Raw genomic sequence first — 17,797 nt, forward strand, 5'->3', positions numbered from 1 at the left:
GCTGGGATAGACTGGCGGCCACGTTTTCCGGGACTTGCAGGTTTTCCATGACTCCATCGTTGCTAACGGCCGTGCTGGCCTCGGGTTTCATCTACGGCATCACGCCGGGGCCGGGTGTGCTGGCGGTGTTCGGCATCGGCGCCGCACGTGGGCGGCGGGCCGGGGCAGGGTTTCTGTGCGGGCATCTGCTGGGCGATGTGATCTGGTGCAGCACCGCGCTGATCGCGATTGTCGGCGCCCGGGAAATCGGCAGCACCGCGTTCGATGTGCTCGGTGTGCTCAGCGGCCTGTACCTGTTCTGGCTCGGCTGGCGCGCGGTGCGGGCCAAACGCAGCAATGGCGATCAGCCGCACGGCGCGGCCCGTCAGCCGTTCTGGCACGGCATCCTGTTCGGCCTGACCAACCCCAAGGCCTATCCGGTGGCGGTGGCGACCTTCACCGCGTTGCTGTCGAGCCGCGCCGAACTGCTCAACTGGTCGATGCTGCCGATGCTGATCGCCTTGAGTTTCCTCGGCGGATTACTCGCCTACGCTATCCTCATTGGCATCGTCGGAGCGCGGCAGGTGCGTACCCTGTACCAGCGCCATGAACTGGCGATCACCCGGTTGTGCGGGATCATGTTCATCGGTTTTGCCATCAACGCGCTGGTGCATGCGCTGCCGGGGTTGATGCCGAACAAGGCTTGAAAACAGTCGCTGGGATGCGAGGTCGAGGTCACGGATGGTTGAACAGTGCTGCATTGCCCGGACACCTACGCTGAACCATGGAAAGCCGAAATTCCGCGCCGCTGGCGAGTTACATCGATCTGTTGCTGGACGCCGTTTGCGCGGTCGACAAGCAAGGTCGTTTCGTTTTTGTCAGCGCGGCCTGCGAGCGGATTCTCGGCTACACGCCTGACGAACTGATCGGCCAGTCGATGATCGACTACGTCTACCCGTCGGATCGTGAGCGCACCCTGGCTGCTGCCAGCGACATCATGGGCGGCGAGCCAAAGCACAACTTCGAAAACCGCTACGTGCGCAAGGACGGCAGCGTCGTGCACATCCTGTGGTCGGCGCGCTGGTCGGAGGTCGATCAACTGCGCATCGCCGTGGCCCGTGACATCACCGAACGCAAACTCGCCGAATCCCGGCAGGCGGCGCTGTACGCGATCTCCGAAGCGGCCCATGCGGCGGAGGATCTGCTGGCGCTGTTCAAGCGCATCCACCTGATCATCGGTGAGTGGCTGCCGGCGCTGAATTTCTCGGTGGCGCTGTACGACGAACACTGCGCGCAGCTGAATTTTCCCTATCACGTCGACGATGATGAGTTGCAACCGGAACAACCCGGCACCGTCACCGGACGCCTGTGCGCCGAGGTGATCCGCAGCGGTCAGCCAATCCTCCTGACCCCGGATTGTCCCCACGCGCCGCCGGAGTTCGCCGCGCTGGTGGTCGGCCAGCAATCGCCGTGCTGGCTCGGCGTGCCGCTGAGCTCGAAAGACTGCACCATCGGCGCGCTGATCGTCAAAAGCCTGCCCGGCGGCGAGCGCTACACCGAGCGCGACAAGGAACTGCTGCAATACGTCTGCGCCCAGGTCGCCACCGCCATCGAACGCCAGCAACTGCACGCCCGCCTGCGACGCATGGCGCAATACGACCAACTGACCCAGTTGCCCAACCGCGAACTGCTGCGCGACCGGCTCAAGGCCGCGCTGAGCCATGCGCGTGATCAGTCCGGGCACATGGCGCTGCTGTACGTCGATCTGGATCGCTTCAAACAGGTCAACGACACCTTTGGCCATGGGGTCGGCGACATGCTGCTACAAACCGTGGCCAACCGCCTCAAGGGCTGTGTGCGCGAGACTGACACCGTGGCGCGGATCGGTGGCGACGAATTCGTGGTGCTGCTGCACAGCGTCCACGCCGCCGACGATGCCGACAGCGTGGCGGAAAAAATCCGACAGGTACTGGTGCAACCCATGCGCCTGGACGGGCACAACCTGCACATCGAACCGAGCATCGGTGTGGCCCGTTATCCCGAGCATGGCGATGAGGAACAGCAACTGTTCCGTCATGCCGACCAGGCCATGTACGCCGCCAAACGCTTGAATCATCGGCGGCTGGACAGCTGATTGGCGGGTCACCGTTCGTCGCGACGACGGCAACTTTTCTAAACCTTTGGCGGTCAGGAAATTCTCAATCTAGGCGGGCACCTGCTCGCTTACGATCAATGCCAAGAGGTAGAGAATCATGCCTAACTCAAGAAACTCGAACTCGGGAAACTTCGCCAACGATCGAACGAAGGCGTCTGAAGCCGGTCGCAAAGGTGGGAAAACCACCACCACGACTGTCGACAAAGAGCCAAAAACCGACATGGGCCGCAAGCCTGCTCAGAAATCGAAGTAGTCGGCGAAGGTTGTTTTGATTGAGAGGCGGGGGCGCAAGCTCCCGCTTGAATTTCGAGAGAAGGAGGGCGCGACCATGAGCCGGATGGCCACCCGAGTACGCCACATCAGTTTTGTCAGCCTGCTGGGGTTGTTCGCCAGCAGCGCGTTTGCCCAGTCGCCCGCCGACTTCATAAACGAAGCCTCGGCCAAAGGCATGGCCGACATCGAGGCCAGTCGTCTGGCGCACAGCAAGGCCGAGTCCAAAGAGGTCAAGGATTACACCATCGTCGTCATCAACGACCGCACCACCGCCAACCAGCACCTGGCGAAAATCGCCAAGAAACTGGACCTCCCGGTGGCACCCCGCGAAGAAGTCGCCGACAAGGCCAAGGCGTTGATGCCGGAACTCAAAGAAGGCGCGAGCTTCGATCAGGCCTACGCCGCCAGCCAGGTCAAAGCCACCGAAGAAGCCATCGAGCAGATCCAGCAGGAAGCCCAGACCACCGACGTGCCGGAGATCAAGGCGTTTGCCGACGAGACCCTGCCGAAACTGCAGAGTCATCTGGAAATGGCTCGGGCACTTCAGGCCAGCCGCTAAATCCGAGGGAAAAAAAACGGCGCTCATGGCGCCGTTTTTGCGTTCTTCAACAGTCGTTCAGATCCTGTTTCGGCTTGCTCTTGTCCCCCAGACCTTCCAGGTCAAACACCTCATTCTCACCCATCGCCCGGTAATGCCTACGCAGCGCCTCCAACTGCTTGAGATCCAGCGACTCCAGCCCGAGCATCGCGTTCTGCGCCTCCTTGTTCACCCGCAGCAACTCATCGAGTTTCAAATGCAGGATGTCAGTGTCGCGGTTCTGGGTGTTCTGGATCAGGAACACCATCAGGAACGTGATGATCGTGGTCGAGGTGTTGATGATCAGTTGCCAGGTGTCGTTGTAATCGAAAATCGGCCCGCTCAACCCCCAGAGCCCGATCAGAATCAAAGCCCCCATGAACGTCTTGGGGCTGCCGGCCCAGAGCGCCAGTTTCTGCGAGATCTTTGCGAATTTCATGGCCGTGTTCCTTGTTGGGGGGAGCTTGAAATTCAGACATCGCAGGGATGCGGAAAATTCTACTGACAGAGACTTGCTGTCTTTGAAACTTGATTGTTCCAGGTCACGGTTTTGAACGCTTTTGGAAGTGGGAACTTTCTTTGTGTGGGTTTGCGTCTAGGATCAAATGGCAGTCAATTTGCCAGCATGCGAGTGCACGGATAGAAACCCAGTCAGAGGCCGCTCATGGAATTCTTCGAAAAGTTAGCCAGTCTTGCCGCCAAAGTCCGGTTGCAGAGCGCTGCAATCCAGACAGAAGAAGCGACAAAAAATGCGTTTGTCATGCCCTTCATCAGTACTGTTCTGGGTTACGACGTATTCGACCCGACAGAGGTGACGCCGGAGTTCGTTTGCGATATCGGCACGAAGAAGGGCGAAAAAATCGATTACGCCATCATGAAAGAGGGCGAAGTGCAGATCCTCATCGAGTGCAAGAAAATCGGTGAGCCACTGCACATCAATCATGCCTCGCAGCTGTTTCGTTATTTCCACGTTACCAGTGCCCGAATTTCCATACTCACCAACGGCCAGGTCTACAAGTTCTTCACTGACCTGGATGCGCCGAACAAGATGGATGAGAAGCCCTTCCTTGAACTGGACCTTCTGGATATTGATGAGTATTCGGTGCCAGAACTCATCAAACTCACCAAGTCTGCGTTCGACGTTGATTCGATCATCAACGCGGCGGGTGAGTTGAAGTACGTCAGCCAGATCAAGAAAGTTATCGCCTCGCAGGTCAGCAAGCCGGATGACGATTTCGTCAAAGTGTTTGCTTCGAGAGTCTACGACGGGGTCATTACGCAGAAGGTGCGGGATCAGTTTCACGAACTGACGAGAAAAGCGGTCGTTCAATTTCTCAATGACCAGATCAATGACCGCCTCAAGTCGGCCATGAGCGGAACGATCCAGCCGACGCTGACATCTATTCCGGCTGCGTCTGGCGGAACGGATCCGGTAGATCCCCGTGACGAGTCAGACGATAAGGTTTTGACAACTCTGGAGGAACTAGAGGGGTATCACATTGTTCGGGCGGTCGTTCGATCGATTGTCGATGCCAAACGAATCGTTCAGCGTGACACCCAGAGCTACTTTGGGATCCTGCTCGATGACAACAACCGGAAACCGATTTGCCGCCTGCATTTCAACCGTTCGCAGAAGTACATCGGCATTTTCGACGAGGAGAAAAACGAAACCCGCCATCCCATTAATTCCGTGGATGATATCTACGAGTATTCAGATCAGTTGAAAAAGACCGTGGGCTATTACGACTAGTGTGGGACTCTCCAAAAAACCGGCCATCGGCCGGTTTTTTTTATGCAAGCGAAGTCCGCGAAAAAGGTGCTTGCCGCCGTCACGTCTTAAGTCGGATAGGGAATGCGCAGGGAGTCGATGTATCGTAGCGAACCACTGCAAAAGTCCTGACAGGAGAACGCAATGACCTGGTCCGCCAAGCAATACGTCACTTTCGAAGATGAACGCACCCGCCCGGCCCGCGACCTGCTGGCGGCGATTCCCACGCCGGAGGCGCGTTCTGTGGTCGATATCGGATGTGGCCCCGGCAACTCGACCGAGTTGTTGGTGGAGCGTTTTCCCGGGGCGAAAGTGCAGGGGCTCGACAGTTCGCCGGACATGATCGATGCCGCGCGCAAGCGTCTGCCGCAGTTGCAGTTCGAGGTGGCGGACATCGATAAATGGGCCGATGAAGGGCCGTTCGATGTGATTTTTGCCAACGCCGTTTTGCAGTGGGTGCCGGATCACGCGACGTTGCTGCCGGCGCTGGCAGGCAAGTTGGCGCAGGGCGGTAGCCTGGCGATTCAGATGCCGGACAACCTCAACGAGCCGTCCCATCGGTTGATGCGCGAAGTCGCGGCCAACGGGCCTTGGGCCAGCAAACTGGCGGGCGCGGCGGGGCAGCGGACCGAGATGGCGGATGCCAGTGCCTATTTTTCGATGCTGCGGCCGCATTGCGCGCGGGTCGATGTTTGGCGCACGACCTATCACCATCAGTTGGCGGGCGGGGCTTCAGGCGTTGTCGAGTGGTTCAAGGGTAGTGGTCTTATTCCGTTCCTCAGTCCGCTGACTGAGGCCGAGCGGGCTGAGTATCTGGCGCACTATCTGGCGGAGGTCGCGAAGGCGTATCCGGCGCTGGCGGATGGTTCGGTGCTGTTGCCGTTTCCACGGCTGTTCATTGTCGCCACACGTTGAAATGAAAAAGGGCCGATTTGATCGGCCCTTTCTTTTTGAGTCAGCGTTGTACCGCGACCAGCATCATCATCGGTCGCTCGCGCTCTTCGGCGAGGGCCGGTTGCGCGGCCACTTCGGCATCGCTCGGGCCCCATTCATTGACGTGTTGAATCGTGAATCCGGCGCCGATCAACGCGTTGAGCAGCGTGCCGACCGTACGATGCTGCTTGATCACACCGTCGGCCAGCCAGTTGGTCACCCGCTCGCCTTCCATCTGATAACTGTCCAGCGGCCAGCGCTTGTTGCCTTCGCTGTCGACCAGCCAGCCCGGATTGCGCGGCGCCATAAAGATCGGGTGCTCGATGGAAAACACAAAATGCGCACCGGGTTTAAGCGCCGCGTGCAGTTTGTTAAACAGCCCCGAGAGATCCTTGATGTAGTGCAGGGACAGTGAGCTGTAGGCCAGATCGTAAGTGCACGCAGGCAAGTCGAGGTGTTCCAGGTCGGCACGTTCGTAGCGGATGTTCGCGGCCGAGGTGGTTTCCTTCGCCCGTTCGAGCATTTTCTCCGAGACATCCAGCCCCAGCACTTCGGCAGCGCCCTGTTCGCTGGCCCAGCGGCAGAACCAGCCGTAGCCGCAGCCCAGATCCACTACCTGCAAACCGTGCAGGGAGGGCAACAAGGCTTTCAGCGCCGGCCATTCCGGCGCGGCATCGAGGCCGCCGATGGAGCGGTTCATCTGGCTGTAGCCCTGGAAAAACTCGGGATCGTCGTAGATGTTCTGGGTCATGGGTTTGCTGCTCTTTTGAATTTGATTTAGGTGGCTCGGAGGCCACGGTTTTGAATCCCTCGAAAGATGATGGCGCGTATTCGTCGATGGCCGCGCAGGGGGAGGGTAGTGGGCGATGGGGAAATGCTAGCGGGTAGTGGCGAGTGTGAGAACCGGGCGAGTGTTGGGGATCTGTAAACGCGGTTTTTCGATTCGGGATGTTTAAAAAGTTGGCCCTGTTTACTGAACCTTCCCACAAGGTTTTCAGGTTGTCCGTCGGAAGTGCGGGCTCTAGCCTGTGTGGGTCGCTGATGAATCGGCGATCGGGATTGGAATCCCGCAGCTCATCAAAAAAGCAAAAGCACCTTTCATGACGTATGCTTGCCCGCCTTCATGGTGTGCACTCTTGTTATGGCGGCTGTGCGCGGGAGACTTCGAGTCTGTCGGGTTTTTGGTGGGTTCGCCCGGGTTCCAACCTGCGTACAGCTGCCACCTCTTCGATTGGAACCGAGTAGGTCAGCTCCACCTATCGACCAGAAAGAAGCCATTATGAAGAAGCCAACCCCGAATCCCCCCGAAGTCGAAACCGACCCAACGTCCCCCTACAGCTCAATCGACTCCAGAAAACTCAACGACGCTGCCAACCGCGCCCTCGATCACTACCTCTGCCCCGGCGTCCATGTCATGGGCACGAACAACCAGCCCGACCCGATGTACTTCGCCAACCCGGCCTACGACACCGAATCCCTGTTGGCCAACGCCAGCGAGTCACCGGGCTCGGCATCCGAGATGCTCAACAACTTCGCCGCCAACCTCGACCCCACCCACCGCAGAACCGCGATAGGCATTGCGCAGTTGGTGATGCTGGGGGAGTTGGCGGTGAATCAGGCGCTGGATCATGTTGAGGTGAAGGACTGAATTGCAGCTGTTCTGGCAGGCATAAAAAACCGGTCACGCGACCGGTTTTTAGTTTCATTTCAACCTGGCTGCAAAGCGTCGAGTGTTGTCGAAGTCCGTATCGGGCGAGTATTCGAGTCAGTATTTCAGACGCAATTTTCGTGTGGGTGACAGAGTTCAGCCCAATAAATAGCAAAATATAGTGAAATATAAGGGTGTATAGGGATATCTGCTATACATCGATATATTCGTGTAGAGATAAGCATTTGTGAGGCTTTCATGGATCCATACCGTAATCCATTCGCTAGCAGACCGCCTGAGTTGGCAGGACGCGACGCAATCCTTGAGGCAGCCAGGATTTCATGTGGGCGAGCCATCAACGGACGAAGCACCCGATCCATCATGCTTCTTGGATTGAGAGGTACAGGTAAAACGGTACTGCTGAACGAGATTGGAAAAATTGCGAGGGAAGAGGGGCTCCTCGTTTCAAAGGTATAGGCTCCGGAGCGTGAAAGTCTTGCACGCCTTCTCTTTCCTGAAATGCGGAAAGTCATGCGCTCACTTTCTGCTGTAGAAGCTGCCAAGCAAATTGCGACCCGTGGACTGAATGGTTTGCGCGGTTTCGCCTCTATTTTCAAGATCGACATCGCAGGCGTGGAGATTGGTGTCGAACCGGAGCCAGGATTCGCTGACAGCGGGGATCTTCAATACGATCTTCCAGACCTTTTTGCCGTGATAGGTCAAGCTGCGCAAGCAGCAGGCAAAGGCTGGATTCTTCTGATTGATGAAGTTCAGTATTTTTCCGAAGCAGATTTATCTGCGCTTATTGTGTCGATCCATCACATGTCTCAAGAAGGGCTGCCGGTACTTCTTGTCGGTGCTGGTCTTCCCCAGGTTGCTCGTTTGGCAGGCGAAGCAAAATCCTATGCAGAGCGGCTTTTTCTATACCCTGCGGTTGATGCGCTTGACCAAGTATCTGCAATTCAAGCAGTTCAGAAGCCAATCGCGGATGAGGAGGCTTCGATCGAACTCGCAGCACTTGGCAATATTGTTGATCGGACGAGAGGGTATCCTTTCTTCCTTCAGGAGTGGGCATCCACTGCTTGGAACAACGCTGAAGGGCCTGAAATCACAGTCGAAGATGTGGACCATTCATACGCGGAGACGCTGGCTTCTCTTGATGCGGGCTTTTTCAGGGTGCGTATTGATCGACTGACAAAGTCGGAAGTGCAGTTCGTGAAGACGATGTCAGAGCTCGGGGATGGCCCCTATGCAATGGCCGATATTGCGAAAGCGATGGGGCGTACACAGTCATCGCTTGGTCCGACTCGTGCCAACATAATCTCTAAAGGAATGATCTACAGCACAGATCACGGCTACTTGAATTTCACCGTCCCACTTTTTGCGGAATATATGCGTCGACAAGGATGAACCGGTCTCAGACGCGAGACTGAGACCAGAATGCGCGACTGATCCCGCGTGAAAGTGGAAACCGCTGGCTGCTTCTAACTCCAACAGTTTGGGGCTTATCTCGGTTTAGTCGGGATAACTCACAATTAAATGGAGTTAGCTGTAGTTGAGGTTACGCGTGCACCATTGTTGAGTGTGTTCTGATTCATTCGGCTTGCTCCAGATCCCAGACACAAAAAACCGGTCATCAAGACCGGTTGGATGCAGGGGGATACTACTGCGGCACAGCGAACACTGCGCTGGCACGGGCAACCATTCGATCACCGACATGCAACCCGACAGTGGCAAACGCCAGCTGCCGTCCTTTTTTGGAGTGCTCAACGCGTACCTCGAGCCACTCATTGATCTGCACCGCGCTGAGATAGTCCAGGGTCATACTCGCCGTGATCAATGGCAGGGGAGGGTCGCTAGAGAATGCCATGGCGTAACCCATGCCGACGTCCGCTAATGTCGCCAATACACCGCCATGCAACGTGCCCCGTCCATTGGCATGTCGTGAGTCTGTCCGCAGACCGATTTCAAGTTGCAAGCCACTGCCTCTGGTATAGATCGGGCCAAGCAAGTCGAGCAGCGGACTGCTGCGGGTCAGCGGAGTGAAGCCCTCGGGAATAGCTGTGTCGTTCATGGTCGATCCCTGTGCCGGTTGGTTACCAGGTTCTTTGGCCTGAATACGGAGCGTTGCTTATGAGGGTTTAAACCTGACTTCGCCGTCGGAGAAGGATCATACGTATGCGGAATTTACAGCGATAAGCTGATCACAATGGAGCAGTAAGGGCAGCAGCCCCATGGTTCGTGCTGAACCACAAAGCCTCACAACCCGAGGCTGAGCGGAAAAAGCACAACTACGCACATCTATTAGGTGAGCGTCGGACGGAAGAAGCGTGGCGGACGGCGTCGGTGCAGCCGCTCATCGAAGAGAATACATCCCAAGCCGCTGAGTAATGCGAGACCTCCGCCTATACCCAATGCAACCAGCCCCAGACCGAAGGTCGCAGGCACGTGCCATCCAAATGTTGAATTCAACCATTGAGGCATCAGCCCAAAAACTCCAAAGGCTATCAACGCACCGACTAACAAGCCCACCTTCATGGCGTTATCTCTCTCTTTCGCAGTAGAGCCGCGAATTACTTCCGCCCTGCAGCCAAGACAGACATGGTTTTCCAGTCCGACGAATGACTTACAAAATGGGCAGATCCAACCATCCTCCTGCTCGTCATCCTCGGCTGGCAATTGCTTTGGTCGGCCTTCAACTTCATCGTTGGCCTCCTGCTCTGCGTCATGCTTCCAGCTGAGCAACCGATGTACTGAATACCGCTTGGGGTCTACATCAATCATCCGGGCACAATTTTGACACAGCCAAATACCATTTCTTATTGAGCTTCGCTCGTCCGGTGTCATTGACTCATCAAACCGGGGGCCGCCATAAGCAGCGGCTGTAATGTGAGCGCCGACGCCGATCCGAGTTGCCTTTTCAGGATTGAAATTGGGGCCAGTTGTTAACTTTCTGCAGTCAGGCGCAGAGCATCTGTTTCCGACTCGTTCTTGGAGGGTGCGAATCACCTCACGCTTGAACTCATCTCTACCGTTCGAGGACGTCAAATGTCTGTCTCTTAAAAGGGAAATTCCAGCCACGCACAGCTGGATTTACCTCAGGTAAATTAGGTACGAAACCTTTGGCTCCGACGTGGCAACAACCTCTGCATGCGGCTAATGCCTGCGCGCTGAGTGCCGAAGGCAAGCCTCTGTCGAGGTCATGTGGAAATCACAATAATGGCGCTTAGGCATTACTGCAAGGTTGCCTTTGGCACCACCTTTGACATGAGGCGTAATCGCTCGAAGGCCGGTTGGAACAGTGTCAGATGTACACCAGAGCACGTAAAACACGTCAACGGCAGAATGAAAAAGCCCGGCACTTGGCCGGGCAATTTTGGAATCCACTAACGTAATCAGGCTTGCTTTTCACGTGCAGCCAGCATCACTTCATTCTGTTTTTTGGTGGCTTCGGTTAGCACTTCACTGTAAACGCGCTTTTTTTCTTCCGATTTCGCATTACGAATGAAGTCTGCGAATGGACTCGTGGACTCCTTTGGGGATCCGAGTTTCATGGAAAACATGGGGTTGCTCCGTCATTTATCCCAAGCATGGCCATCAGGTCGTGTCTCGTATGCTTCTCTGGGATATGGTAGTCGATCTTGTCAACGCCTGCCTTGTAGAGGCGGCCAGAATTATCAATGTGCTTCACAAGCAGATCGACATGAAGATCCTTGCCAAACTCTAGCTTAAGCGTGTTTACCACGTCACGTGCTGCAAAATATTGGTCGACGAAATGCTCCGGTCGAATCCTACGTCCTTCGGCTTCCTCACGAGCCCTGACAAAGGACCAGGCAAGCCTGGGGTCTTGATAGACATAGAGAATTTGTACGAATCTCCCCTTGTCCAGGCAGCGCCGGACATTTTTCCTTGCGATCTCTATATTCGAAAGCGTCCCGTCGAGCAGGAAAGATTGTTTTCGATCCAGGGCAAGATCAATCAGCTTTCCTACCAGAATTGAAACGGCGCCTTGGAAAAGCCAGGCATTGCCACCTTGATAGGCTTCAAATTCGTTTCTGAGGTCGTCTGGATCGATTCGCAGGATCGGCGTATCAGAGAAAAGGTTCAGCAGGGCTAATGATGCCTCTGTCTTGCCAGCGCCCGGCGATCCAGCCATGAAAACTGAAACAGGCTCTTTTTCGGGCGGATACCGGGTCTGATCCGTGAGTCGCTTGCCAATAACCTTCTTGTTTGATCGTGCGAACCTGATCGCATCGTCCCAGATGGCCTGTTCTTCATCCGTCATTTCAAGCCTTTTGTCTTCCTGCACTGGATGTGAACCCTCTTCGATTAAAAGGCCATTTACGGTTTGCGCTCTGTATTTACCGCAGTGTAGTGGTTTCCAATCGGTCAGAATCTTGATGGGAAACCGTACTCATGGATCATTCCTTTGAGCAAACTGTGTTTCTTGTGGTTGGAGAGAATGAAGAGTAGAGAGGGATACCGTATCTGCAATCAACGGTGTGTTTCTGAATTGTTCTTTGCCGAACAAGCAGTTGACCTCAAAACGCAGGCATAAAAAAACCGGCCCTCAAGGCCGGTTTTTCTGTTTGCGTATCCCCCGTCAAACCACGACGCAGGACATAAATTCGATTGGAGCGGGTGAAGGGAATCGAACCCTCGTTATCAGCTTGGGAAGCTGGAGTAATGCCATTATACGACACCCGCTCAGAGCGGCTGACTTTGTACCAGACTCGGCCACGGATTTGAAGTTTTCTTTGCGTGTGGCGAGTGGAAAAGCCTGAATCAGAGCCAGATCGGTCAATCGCGGGCAAGCACTGCCGGCTGGAGGACGGCTGATTCTCAGCCGCGCAGGCTTGCTCGCGACGACACTGTTTCAAATGGCCAATGCATGGTGATCCTGGACGAGCTGGTAACGCGTTCGGCTGGCCTGTTGCGCCGGTTTCAGGAAACCGAGCAGGGCGTTCTGGCTGTCCCGGCAGGCCGACTTGTGTTCCATGTCGAGGAAGTGCCCGGTGGCCTGCAGGGTGGTGAAGGTGCTCTGCGCGACATGGTTGCCGAACAGGCGCGCATCTTCGGCGGCGGTGTATTCGTCCCATTCGCCGTTCATGAACAGCACCGGTACGTTGATTTTCTTTGCCGCATTCAGATAGCACTGACGGTCGCTGTGCAGCACGTCGCTGATGTGGAAATGCATCTGCCCGTATTCGTGCTCGGCCAGGCTGCTGACGTGGCGGTAGTTGAAGCGCTTGAACAGCGACGGCAGGTGTTTGCCGATGGTGTTGTTGACGAGGTGGCCGACCCGGTCGCCGTCACGTTGGCCGAGGCATTCGACGCCGCGTTCGAGGTAATCGAGCATGTGCGCGTTGATCACCGGGGAGAACGAGCTGATCACGGCTTTTTCGATGCGCCGAGGCTGATGGGCGAGGGCGACCATGGTCGCGGCGCCACCCCAGGAGAACGACAGCACGTGTTCGGCCGCGAAGTGATCGATCAGTTCCAGCAGGATCAGACCTTCGACTTCCTTCGTCAGATGTTTCTCGTGGCGGTTGTGGACTTTCGACTTGCCCGCGTAAGGCTGGTCGTAGCAGACCACGTTGAATTGCGGGTGCAGATTTTTCACGGTTTGTGCAAACGACGCAGTCGTGGCCATCGAGCCGTTGACCAGGATGATGGTCTTTTCTGCGGCGTCTGCGCGATAGAACTCCGTGTAAACCCGATACTGACCCTGTATATCCAGCACAGCGATTTCTGGCCTCATGTCATAAGACTCCTGGCAAGCAAGCGGGTATGCGCGCAAATAGAGATTGCACGAGCTTTGTGACAGGTAGGCATACGCCTGGAATTTTGGAGCCCATGTCGATCCGTTACGGCAGGTCGACGGGTATTGTTATTGGCGGGCAATCTGCCGGCTGAGGCGGAGCCCTTGAGGCTCTCTACCGACAAAAAGTTTCTTAGAAGTTATGTGTGACTCGTCGGTCACAATTTGGCCGACGTCCTGATTCAAGCAGGGGGATCCGGATCGCGCAAGTGCCGTTGGTAAATTGTTGGACAACTTCTGCTGAGCGGTCGGCTGCTTAGAACAAATGAATCTCTTCGGTGCGCAAAGCGCGGTACTCGCCCGGTTTTAGCGCGTGATCCAGCGGCAGCGGGCCCATTGATTCGCGGTGCAGGCGCAGCACTTTGTTGTTGAAGTGGCCGAACATGCGCTTCACCTGATGGTAGCGACCCTCGACGATGCTCAGCCGCGCCGTTCGTGGGCCGAGCACTTCCAGCTGCGCCGGTTGGGTGGTCAGGTCTTCGAAGGCGAAGTAGATCCCCTCGGCGAACTTGATCGCATATTCCGGGCCGATTTCCTGTTCGGTCTCGACGTAATAGACCTTCGGCAGTTTGGTTTGCGGCTGGGTCAGGCGCCGCGACCAGATGCCATCGTTGGTGATCAGCATCAGCCCGGTGGTGTTGAAATCCAGACGCCCGGCAATGTGCAGGTCGTCCTTGTTTGGCTCGTGGATCAGGTCGAGCACGGTCGGATGCTCGGGATCGCGGGTGGCGCTGACGCAGCCCTGCGGTTTGTGCAGCATGAAGTAGCGCGCCGGTTTGCCGCTTTGCAGCACTTCGTCGTCGACTTCGACGCGGCTGAATTCCAGGACTTCGCTGTGAGGGTCGCTGACGACTTTTCCGTCAATGCGCACGCGCTTTTCCACCAGCAGCAGGCGAACCTGCTTGCGGTTGTAGCGGGGCAGGTTACTGAGGAAACGGTCGACACGCATGATCAGGAATCGGCAGGTAGCGGGGCGCGCATCTTACGGGATCGACGGCTTGGCCGCTTGCAGTTGCGCCTCGACCTGGGCGCAACGCGGGCACAGGCAGGACTTGTCGCGCAGTTCCGCCGGCAGAGCTTCGAGCACTACCGGATCGATGGATACGCCGTAGCACCAGCAGGCACGGTTGGCGGTGCGCGGGTCGGCCAGGGTGCAGTCGTTGCGGGCGCCGCAGGCCGGGCAGAGGTCAGGTTTGTTCATGAGTGTCAGGCATAGGTCGAGTGAGGCATTTCCACGCAGGTGCGGTTACGGCCGGTCTGTTTGGCCCGGTACATCGCATGATCGGCCCGGGACAGCAGGCTGTGCAAGGTGTCATCCCGTTGCAGGGTGGTGGCGCCGATGCTGACCGTCAGATTCAGGGTATGACCGTTGTAGGCATATTCATGCTGTTCGACGTGCTGGCGGATCTTCTCGGCAATCTTCTGACCGGTCTCGCCGTCGGTGTCCTTCAGCAGCACGATAAATTCCTCACCGCCCCAACGGCAGACGATGTCGGAATGCCGCAGGCAACTTTGCAGGTCCCGGGCGAACCCGATCAGCACCTGATCGCCGGCCATGTGTCCGTAGGTGTCGTTCAACACCTTGAAGTGATCCAGATCCAGCAGCAGCGCGGTCAGCGGTTTCGGCTCGCGATGGGCTTCGTGCAGCGCTTGCACGGCGAGCAGGTCGAAGCCGCGGCGGTTGGGCAGTTCGGTGAGGCTGTCGAGGGTGGCCTGGGCGTGGATTTTTTCCTGATAGCGGCGGATCAAGCGGTTGACCAGCGCCAGCACGATCAGCGTTACCAGCAGGCAGATCATCAGATTGAGGTACAGCGACTGGCGGATTTCGCTGAGTGCGCCGTCTTCACGTTTGTCGACGAACAGGTACCAGTTCAACTCCGGAATAAACCGCACGTTGAGGAAATGTCCCTGACCGTGGGCGGAATATTCGTAGCTGCCGCTGTGGGGTTTGGGCAACTGGCTGACCAGGCTTTTCATGCTCTCGAGGTCGTTCAGGCTTTTCCCGACTGGCGCCCCCTCCGGCCCACCCTCGGCGCCCGTCAAGACCAGTCGGCCGAAGGTGTCGACGAAGTAAACGCTACGTTGATAGCGCTGCTGGTACTTGTCGATCAGCTTGATTACCGCGTCCACCGTCAGCCCTACGCCGGCGGCGCCGATGAAGCGATCGTTGTAGTCGTAGACCTTGTAGTTGATGAAGAAGGTCATGTTGTCTTTGTTGGCCAGATCCGGGTCGACGTTGATCTCGTACGGATCCTTCATGTCGCGCACGCGGAAGTACCACGCGTCGCGTGGCTCGTCGATTTTCACCTGCTTGAGCACGCCCTTGGCGTGGTAGTAGGTGTGGGTGCTGTTGGAAATGAAGAACGCGGTGTAGGCGCCGTAGTGGGTCATGACCTCGTCGAGGTAGCGGGTCATCTGGTCGCTGTCTTTCTCGCCGTTCACCACCCAGTCGCGCATGAAGGTGTCGCGGGACATCATCGATGAAATCAGGATCGGTCTGACGAGGTCTTTCTGGATTTCCGAGTACACCGTGTCGGAAGTCAGCGGCAGTTCGGTGTTGACGATGTTGTCGCGGATCGACGCCCGCGAGGCGTAGTAGCTGAGCAGCGAGGTGGCGAGAAAACCTGCGCCGAGGAGGGCGACCAGAGTCAATACCAGCGAACGTTGGGAGTAAAACGCAGATCTGAGCGGCATTGGCAGTTCCGTCGACGGTGGCCCGATGGCAGCATTCTAGTGAGATGGCCGGGAAAAAACTGCGGGATTTGTGCCTGAAATGACGGGTAATCAGACGCCGCTCTCTCTCACCGACCCTCTCCAGCAGAGAAGGTCGGCGATTTGCCAGGTTTTCGGGTCAGTCGCGGCTGGCGAGGTAGGCGCGCCAACCACCCAGATGGCTGATGTCGAGCGCTCCGGCCAGCCCGTAGGGTTCGCAGATGAAACCGCTCTCCCAGCGGCCGTCCGCCAGTTGTACCTTGCCCAGCCCGAGGGGGGCCGGGATGCCGGTCAGGAATGAACCGAGCTCGCGGCTTGGCAACTCCCAGACCTCCACCTCGATTGCCACGCCGCCTTCCGCCACGCGCAGCATGCCCGGACGCAGTGGTGGGCCGCCGGCCAGCGCGTAGAGTTTGTAGTCCTTAGAGCTGTGGGTGGCTTCGATCAGGCGGGCGCCGCGTTGCTGCAACTGCCAGTTCAGGGCCAGTCCATCAAGGTGCGCGCCGCAGACCACCAGCCGCGCCCGGTCATTGCGCGCCGGACTCGCCGGTGTCGGCAGCACCAAATTATGCTGGCGCTGCAAGGCGTCCGCCAGGCCCAGCAGATACTGGTCGGTGAACGCCCGGCCAAACAGCGTCACGCCCCACGGCAAACCATTGTCCATGACCGCACTGGGCACGGCGACGGCCGCATAATCCAGCAGGTTCATGAAATTGGTGTAGTAACCCAGTTCTGCGTTGCGCAGCACCGGCTCGGCGTCCAGTTCGGCCAGGGTCACCGGGCGGCCGATGGTGGGCGTGAGCACACAGTCGAGTCCGTCGAGGGCCTGATCGCAAACGGCTTTGAGCGCTTGCAGTCGATACTGCGCACGGAACGCTTGCACGCCCGTCACCGCCGGGGCCTTGGCCAGCACCGCGCGGATCACCGGCAGCACTGCTTCGGGACGCTGTTCCATCAGTTCGCCGGCGATACTGTAACGCTCGGCGACCCACGGCCCTTCGTACAACAACCGCGCAGCTTCGAGGAACGGTGACAGATCCAGTTCGACCGCTTCGCCGCCCAGAGCCTTCAGACGGTCGATGGCGTCGCCGAACAGCAGCGGGCCTTCGGGGCAACCGAAAAACTCAAGATCCTGCGCCCGCGGTACGCCAAACCGGAAGGGTTTGGGAGCACCGAATGCCGAGCCGTCATTCCACGCCGGATTGCTGCGGCTGTATTCATCCCGAGGGTCGAAGCGGGCGGTCAGTGCCAGCAACTGGCTGGCCTCGCGTGCGGTCGCGGTGAAGGTCGTGACGCAGTCCAGCGTGCGGCAGGCCGGCACCACGCCCGCCGTAGAGATCAGGCCTTTGGTGGCTTTGAGTCCCAGCAGATTGTTCAGCGCTGCCGGCACCCGTCCCGAGCCAGCAGTGTCGGTGCCCAGGGCAAAACTGGCGACGCCGAGCGCCACTGCCAGCGAAGAGCCGGCGCTGGAACCACCGGAGGGATATTCCGGCAACACGCTGTTCGGGCAGGCGCCATACGGCGAGCGGCTGCCATTGAGGCCGGTGGCGAACTGGTCGAGGTTGGTCTTGCCCAGCGGAATCGCGCCCAGCGCCAGCAACTGTTCGACAATGGTTGCCGAACGTTCGGGAAGGTAGGCGAATGCGGGGCACGCGGCCGTGGTCGGGACACCGGCGAGGTCGATGTTGTCCTTGATCGCGAACGGCACGCCATACAGCGGCAAACTCTCTGGATCACCGCCGTCGAGGCTGGCGAGGTACGGCTCCAGCTCCTCGACGCTGAGCAGATGAATAAACAGGTGATAGTCGGGATTGAGCGCAGCGGCTTTTTCCCGCAAAGCCAACAGCAATTTGCGCGGTGTGGTCTGGCCGTCGCGGTAGGCCTGGCGCAGGGCATCGAGTTGCAGGTTCATGAGGTCATCCTTTGCAAAA

The 17,797-nt window shown here is 57.6% G+C and carries 19 protein-coding genes and 1 tRNA gene; 8 read left to right on the top strand and 12 right to left on the bottom strand.

Annotated elements, in window-relative coordinates:
- Positions 1–47 precede the first annotated feature (47 nt).
- The 4 genes from ABTV87_RS06745 to ABTV87_RS06760 all read left to right on the top strand — a co-directional run bounded on the left by ABTV87_RS06745 (position 48) and on the right by ABTV87_RS06760 (position 2,966).
- Complete coding sequence (locus ABTV87_RS06745) at positions 48–686, top strand: LysE family translocator (RefSeq protein ID WP_433899156.1); 639 nt, start codon at positions 48–50, stop codon at positions 684–686.
- Between the two features lie 77 nt (positions 687–763).
- The gene (locus ABTV87_RS06750; RefSeq protein WP_433899157.1) at positions 764–2,113 is read left to right on the top strand and encodes a diguanylate cyclase domain-containing protein; all 1,350 of its coding nucleotides are present in this window, start codon (positions 764–766) and stop codon (positions 2,111–2,113) included.
- A 118-nt stretch (positions 2,114–2,231) separates the two neighbouring features.
- A complete protein-coding gene (locus ABTV87_RS06755) occupies positions 2,232–2,387 on the top strand; it encodes a KGG domain-containing protein (protein WP_077045875.1) in 156 nt (51 codons plus the stop codon).
- A 75-nt stretch (positions 2,388–2,462) separates the two neighbouring features.
- The gene (locus tag ABTV87_RS06760; protein ID WP_433899158.1) at positions 2,463–2,966 is read left to right on the top strand and encodes a DUF4142 domain-containing protein; all 504 of its coding nucleotides are present in this window, start codon (positions 2,463–2,465) and stop codon (positions 2,964–2,966) included.
- Positions 2,967–3,012: 46 nt separating this feature from the next.
- On the opposite strand, the gene ABTV87_RS06765 is transcribed toward ABTV87_RS06760, so the two are convergent.
- The gene (locus ABTV87_RS06765) at positions 3,013–3,423 is read right to left on the bottom strand and encodes a low affinity iron permease family protein (protein ID WP_433899159.1); all 411 of its coding nucleotides are present in this window, start codon (positions 3,421–3,423) and stop codon (positions 3,013–3,015) included.
- Positions 3,424–3,648: 225 nt separating this feature from the next.
- Here ABTV87_RS06765 and ABTV87_RS06770 point away from each other — a divergent pair, with 225 nt between their 5' ends.
- Positions 3,649–4,734 carry a type I restriction endonuclease gene (locus ABTV87_RS06770; protein ID WP_375745848.1) on the top strand — a complete coding sequence of 362 codons (1,086 nt, stop codon included), beginning with the start codon at positions 3,649–3,651 and terminating at the stop codon, positions 4,732–4,734.
- 162 nt (positions 4,735–4,896) lie between these two features.
- On the top strand, positions 4,897–5,667 hold the full coding sequence (tam, locus tag ABTV87_RS06775; RefSeq protein ID WP_221535276.1) for a trans-aconitate 2-methyltransferase: 771 nt from the start codon (positions 4,897–4,899) through the stop codon (positions 5,665–5,667).
- Positions 5,668–5,707: 40 nt separating this feature from the next.
- Here tam and ABTV87_RS06780 read toward each other — a convergent pair whose 3' ends face one another.
- Positions 5,708–6,436: a class I SAM-dependent methyltransferase gene (locus ABTV87_RS06780; RefSeq protein WP_433899160.1), complete on the bottom strand. Its 729-nt coding sequence runs from the start codon at positions 6,434–6,436 to the stop codon at positions 5,708–5,710.
- Between the two features lie 528 nt (positions 6,437–6,964).
- On the opposite strand from ABTV87_RS06780, the gene ABTV87_RS06785 reads away from it, so the two are divergent.
- On the top strand, positions 6,965–7,333 hold the full coding sequence (locus tag ABTV87_RS06785; protein WP_433899161.1) for a DUF6124 family protein: 369 nt from the start codon (positions 6,965–6,967) through the stop codon (positions 7,331–7,333).
- Between the two features lie 531 nt (positions 7,334–7,864).
- Positions 7,865–8,743, top strand: coding sequence for an ATP-binding protein (locus ABTV87_RS06790; RefSeq protein WP_433899162.1), 879 nt, complete (start codon positions 7,865–7,867; stop codon positions 8,741–8,743).
- Positions 8,744–8,996: 253 nt separating this feature from the next.
- Here ABTV87_RS06790 and ABTV87_RS06795 read toward each other — a convergent pair whose 3' ends face one another.
- The 10 genes from ABTV87_RS06795 to atzF form a co-directional block, all read right to left on the bottom strand.
- Entirely contained in the window at positions 8,997–9,407 is a 411-nt protein-coding gene (locus tag ABTV87_RS06795) for a PaaI family thioesterase (protein WP_039772722.1), read from the bottom strand.
- Positions 9,408–9,637: 230 nt separating this feature from the next.
- On the bottom strand, positions 9,638–10,117 hold the full coding sequence (locus ABTV87_RS06800) for a hypothetical protein (protein ID WP_433899163.1): 480 nt from the start codon (positions 10,115–10,117) through the stop codon (positions 9,638–9,640).
- 611 nt (positions 10,118–10,728) lie between these two features.
- Positions 10,729–10,896: a hypothetical protein gene (locus ABTV87_RS06805; RefSeq protein ID WP_167443763.1), complete on the bottom strand. Its 168-nt coding sequence runs from the start codon at positions 10,894–10,896 to the stop codon at positions 10,729–10,731.
- A complete protein-coding gene (locus tag ABTV87_RS06810; protein WP_085605492.1) occupies positions 10,884–11,618 on the bottom strand; it encodes a zeta toxin family protein in 735 nt (244 codons plus the stop codon). The genes ABTV87_RS06805 and ABTV87_RS06810 overlap by 13 nt, the downstream gene beginning before the upstream one ends.
- A gap of 348 nt (positions 11,619–11,966) precedes the next feature.
- Positions 11,967–12,040, bottom strand: a tRNA-Gly gene (locus tag ABTV87_RS06815).
- Between the two features lie 169 nt (positions 12,041–12,209).
- Positions 12,210–13,094, bottom strand: a complete 885-nt coding sequence (locus ABTV87_RS06820; RefSeq protein WP_221535265.1) for an alpha/beta fold hydrolase — start codon at positions 13,092–13,094, stop codon at positions 12,210–12,212.
- 316 nt (positions 13,095–13,410) lie between these two features.
- A complete protein-coding gene (locus ABTV87_RS06825) occupies positions 13,411–14,103 on the bottom strand; it encodes a pseudouridine synthase (RefSeq protein ID WP_433899164.1) in 693 nt (230 codons plus the stop codon).
- A 33-nt stretch (positions 14,104–14,136) separates the two neighbouring features.
- Positions 14,137–14,355, bottom strand: a complete 219-nt coding sequence (locus ABTV87_RS06830) for a cysteine-rich CWC family protein (RefSeq protein ID WP_085605498.1) — start codon at positions 14,353–14,355, stop codon at positions 14,137–14,139.
- A 5-nt stretch (positions 14,356–14,360) separates the two neighbouring features.
- Complete coding sequence (locus ABTV87_RS06835) at positions 14,361–15,848, bottom strand: sensor domain-containing diguanylate cyclase (RefSeq protein WP_085605500.1); 1,488 nt, start codon at positions 15,846–15,848, stop codon at positions 14,361–14,363.
- A 157-nt stretch (positions 15,849–16,005) separates the two neighbouring features.
- Positions 16,006–17,778: an allophanate hydrolase gene (gene atzF, locus ABTV87_RS06840; protein WP_221535261.1), complete on the bottom strand. Its 1,773-nt coding sequence runs from the start codon at positions 17,776–17,778 to the stop codon at positions 16,006–16,008.
- Positions 17,779–17,797 lie beyond the last annotated feature (19 nt).

It is taken from the genome of Pseudomonas sp. PSE1(2024) (assembly GCF_050990555.1).
In the GTDB taxonomy this organism is placed as follows: domain Bacteria; phylum Pseudomonadota; class Gammaproteobacteria; order Pseudomonadales; family Pseudomonadaceae; genus Aquipseudomonas; species Aquipseudomonas aphyarum.